This window comes from Carnobacterium sp. (assembly GCF_032094055.1).
In the GTDB taxonomy this organism is placed as follows: domain Bacteria; phylum Bacillota; class Bacilli; order Lactobacillales; family Carnobacteriaceae; genus Carnobacterium_A.
The window spans coordinates 2,617-4,757 of the sequence record NZ_DAMDAK010000057.1 but is presented as its reverse complement, the minus strand read 5'-3'; the positions used below and the strand labels follow the sequence as shown (position 1 = coordinate 4,757).

Annotated in this window: 2 protein-coding genes; one reads left to right on the top strand and one right to left on the bottom strand. The window is 36.2% G+C overall.

What is annotated here, in order from left to right; all coding sequences use genetic code 11:
- Window positions 1-1,520: polyribonucleotide nucleotidyltransferase (pnp, locus tag RT405_RS09190; RefSeq protein WP_313469221.1), on the top strand; the 1,520-nt coding region annotated here is incomplete at its 5' end.
- 87 nt (window positions 1,521-1,607) lie between these two features.
- Here pnp and RT405_RS09185 read toward each other — a convergent pair.
- On the bottom strand, window positions 1,608-2,141 hold a 534-nt coding region (locus RT405_RS09185; RefSeq protein ID WP_313469220.1), incomplete at its 5' end, for an alpha/beta hydrolase.

Genomic DNA, 2,141 nt, shown 5'->3' with positions numbered 1-2,141 from the left:
CTGAAGAAGATATGTTAGGAGCATTGCTTTTTGGGCATAATGCAATCAAAGAATTAGTTGCTTTCCAAGAAGAAATTCAAGCTGCTGTCGGAAAAGAAAAAAGTGAAATTTCTTTATTGCAAATTGATACAGAATTAGAAAAAGAAGTAAACGATGCTTATAAAGAAAAAATGAGTACTGCAATTAAAACAGAAGAAAAATTAGCACGAGAAGAGAATATTGAAGCAGTTAAAGAAGAAGCTATTCTTTTTTATGAAGAAAAATATAGCGAACATGAAGAAGCTAATCGTATACAAAAAGAAATTAAAACGATTGTAGAAAATATGGAAAAAGATGAAGTACGTCGCTTAATTACTGTAGACAAAGTTCGTCCAGACGGCCGTAAAATAGATGAAATTCGTCCTTTAGCTTCTGAAACTGGTATTTTACCAAGAACTCATGGATCAGGTTTATTTACTCGAGGACAAACACAAGCTCTTACTATTGCTACTTTGGCCCCGCTAGGAGAACATCAAATAATTGATGGATTGGGAATCGAAGAGAGCAAACGATTTATCCATCATTATAACTTCCCGCAATTTTCTGTTGGAAGTACTGGTCCTAGTCGTGGCCCTGGTCGTCGTGAAATTGGACACGGAGCCCTTGGAGAACGTGCTTTATTACAAGTCATTCCGAATGAAGAAGACTTCCCGTATATGATTCGGTTAGTTTCAGAAGTATTAGAATCAAATGGTTCTTCTTCTCAAGCGAGCATTTGTGCAGGTACTTTAGCCTTAATGGATGCTGGTGTGCCAATTAAAGCTCCAGTAGCAGGAATTGCTATGGGTCTTGTAATGGAAGGCGAAAACTATACGGTATTAACAGATATTCAAGGATTAGAAGACCATTTAGGCGATATGGACTTTAAAGTTGCTGGAACAACTGCCGGCATTACGGCTTTACAAATGGATATTAAAATTCAAGGAATTACGCCGCAAATTCTTGAAGAAGCATTGACACAAGCTAAAAAAGCTCGTTTAGAAATTTTAAATGAACTAGTATCTACAATTGCTGAACCACGTAAAGAATTAAGCCAATATGCTCCGAAAATCGAAATGATGCAAATTAAACCAGAAAAAATCAAAGTGGTTATTGGCCGCGGTGGCGATCAAATCAATGCGATTATTGAAGAAACTGGTGTTAAAATTGATATTGATCAAGAAGGAAAAATCAGTATTGCTTCAGAAGATGCAGCAATGATCAAACGTACTAAAGAAATCATTGAAGAGTTGACCGAAGAAATTGAAGTGGGTAAAGTTTACACTGGGAAAGTTAAACGTATTGAAAAATTCGGTGCTTTTGTAGAAATAGCTAAAGGAAAAGATGGATTGGTTCACATTTCTGAACTTGCTAATGAACGAGTTGGTAAAGTAGAAGATGTTCTTGCATTGGGACAAACAGTTGATGTAAAAGTTGTTGAAATCGATAAACAAGGACGGGTAAATCTCTCTATTAAAGCTTTACTAAAAAAAGAAGATTAATTTAAAAAAGGAAAAAGCTCTGTTTAATTGCAGAGCTTTTTCCTTTTTTGAGAATACATAATCAACTACAGCAACCAAATAAGCCGGTTATTCAGGAAAGCTTCTTAGCCAGTGTTGTAGTGCAGTAAAAACAGCTTCTTGCTGCTGTTTATTAGTAATAGCGGCAGCATTATCGCCCTTTTGTTTACCATAGCTGCCAAATCCAGCATGATTTCCGCCTTGAATCGTTATGTAATCAGTATCTTTAGGTAAAAATTGTTTGTTGTTTTGAAAAGCTTGCTGATCTAAGACACCGTCATTGGCACCCGTAATCGATAGAACTGGCAAAGAACGATTTTCTAAACTGCCTTTTTTATCGGGATAACTAGCTAGAAAAAATACACCTTTTAAAATTTGCTGATCCATTGACTGCTTTTTTAAGCTGTCATGAGCGAAACGGCTAGCCATGACACCACCTAATGAGTGACCGCCAATTACGTAACTTGTAATATTGTAGTCTTCAATAATTTGTTGAGCTTTATTTGGTTTCATTACGGCCAAATTTAGAGGGTGGTGGATCAGATAAACAGGATAACCTGCATCTGCTAATTTTGCAGCCCATAGTCCATAACTCTTTTCTTC